At 72.5% G+C, this 1,933-nt stretch carries 1 protein-coding gene and 2 pseudogenes; all 3 read left to right on the forward strand.

The annotated features are described in order from the left end of the window. A pseudogene (locus IJH84_RS07740) lies at positions 1 to 475 on the forward strand (dihydroxyacetone kinase); the annotation flags it as partial. A gap of 67 nt (positions 476 to 542) precedes the next feature. Continuing rightward, the gene (locus IJH84_RS07745) at positions 543 to 1,028 is read left to right on the forward strand and encodes a hypothetical protein (RefSeq protein WP_200070212.1); all 486 of its coding nucleotides are present in this window, start codon (positions 543 to 545) and stop codon (positions 1,026 to 1,028) included. Positions 1,029 to 1,161: 133 nt separating this feature from the next. Then, positions 1,162 to 1,933, forward strand: a pseudogene (locus IJH84_RS07750) (ATP-dependent DNA helicase RecG); the annotation flags it as partial.

A 1,933-nucleotide genomic window follows, 5' to 3' on the forward strand; every position in this document is an offset into this window, starting at 1 on the left:
CGCCGAACGCGCCGCCGAGCACCTCGTCCGCGCGGGCCGCGACGTCGTGGTCGTGCCCACCGGCTCACCGGTCCAGGGCTTGGCCGCGCTCGCGGTGCACGACACCTCGCGGCGGCGCCCGGACGACGTGGTGGCGATGGCGGAGGCCGCGGCGGCGACCCGGCGGGGCGAGCTGCGCATCGCCGATTCCGAGGCGCTGACCTGGGCGGGACACTGCCGCCCGGGTGATGTGCTGGGACTGGCCGATGGCGAGGTCGTGCTGCTGGGCCGAGATTTCTTCGCGGTGGCCCGGGACCTGGTGGACCGGATGTTCACCGCGGGCGGGGAACTGGTCACGGTGCTGATCGGTGCGCGGGCGCCTGCCGGGGTCGGCGACGAGCTGACCGCGCACCTGGCGCGGCACCGGCCCGAGGTCGAGTGCGTCTGCTACCCGGGAGGGGAACTCGGCTCGGCCGTGCTGCTCGGTGTGGAGTGAGCGAGCCGGGTTCGCGCCCCTCGCCGTCTGGCACGGTTACTACCGCGAAGACGATCGAGGGGGCGCGATGACGATCCGCAAGCGGATGCGGCCGGAGGAGCGGTCGGTGTGGACCTCGGCGGTCTCCAGCGCGGTGCTGCTGGTGCTCGCGGTCGTGTCGCTGCTCGCGGGCGCGTTGTTCGCGGTGTGCACCGCGATCGATGTGCTGCCGGGGCTCTGGTTCACCGCCGCGACGTTCACCGTGGTCGGCCTGACGCTGCTGCTGTTCTCGTCGGTGCGGGTGCTCATCGGCGATCGAGGGCTGACGATCATGTACGGCCCGTTGCGCAGGCCGGTGCAACGGCTGGCGCTGGCGGAGATCGAAAGCGCGCGGGTGGAGAACCGGCGGCCCGCCGAGGTCGGCGGCTGGGGCTACCGCGGGCTTCCCGGCAAGGCCACGATCATGTTGCGCGCCGGGGAGTGCCTCGTGGTGCGCTACCGCTCCGGCCGGGAGGTCGGCATCAGCGTGGACGACGCGGAACGCGGCGCGGCGCTGCTGAACGCGATGCTGTGAGCGCGCAGGCGGCGGGTTTCGTCGGTGGCGTCCGATAATCTCGCCAGCGGAAGCTCAGCGGGAACGCCCGAAACCGATGAGGTTCACGACCGGTGGGCCGGAAATCTTGGGGCACAGGACGAGCGGGGCACGGATGACCACTTTGGAGACCGGGCTGGAGCGGGTGCTCGGCGGCAAGACCGGCAAGGCGCTCGAGTCCGCCCTCGGTCTGTCCACTGTGGGCGACCTGGTGCGGCATTATCCGCGCCGCTACGCCGAACGCGGCGAACTCACCGCGATCGCCGGGCTGGAGATCGACGAGCACGCCACGGTGCTGGCGAAGGTCGAGCGGGTCACCAAGCGCAGCATGAAATCCCGCCGCGGAACCATCGTGGAGGCCCGCATCACCGACGGGCACCGGCCGCTGCTGTGCACGTTCTTCAACCAGGCGTGGCGGGAACGCGAGCTGTTGCCCGGCCGCCGCGGCATGTTCGCGGGCAAGGTCACCGCCTACAAGGGCGCGCTGCAACTCGCGCACCCCGAGTACCAGCTGTTCGACGAGCAGGAGCAGGACGCTGGTTCGGCGGCCGAGGAGTTCGCCGCAGCGCTCATCCCGGTCTACCCGTCCGCGCAGGGCCTGCCGTCCTGGTCGATCGCCCGCTGCGTGCGCCAGGTGCTGGACACCTGGGACGGGGCCGAGGATCCGCTGCCGGAGCCGCTGCGCGCCGAGCACCGGCTGATGGGCCTGGAGTCCGCACTGCGCAAGATCCACCAGCCCGCCGATCACGGCGAGGTGGCCGCCGCGCAGAACCGGCTCAAGTGGGACGAGGCGCTGGCGGTGCAGCTGGTGCTGGCGCGGCTGCGCGAAACCGCGCACGAGCACCCCGCCCCGGCCAGCCCGCGTCGCGACGACGGCCTGCTCGCCG

The sequence above is a fragment of the Saccharopolyspora sp. genome, from assembly GCF_017434145.1.
Lineage (GTDB): Bacteria > Actinomycetota > Actinomycetes > Mycobacteriales > Pseudonocardiaceae > Saccharopolyspora_C > Saccharopolyspora_C galaxeae.

Excerpts from the sequence above, each read along its gene's own strand:
- IJH84_RS07745 (WP_200070212.1), top strand. The coding sequence starts at position 543 with ATGACGATCCGCAAGCGGATGCGGCCGGAGGAGCGGTCGGTGTGGACC.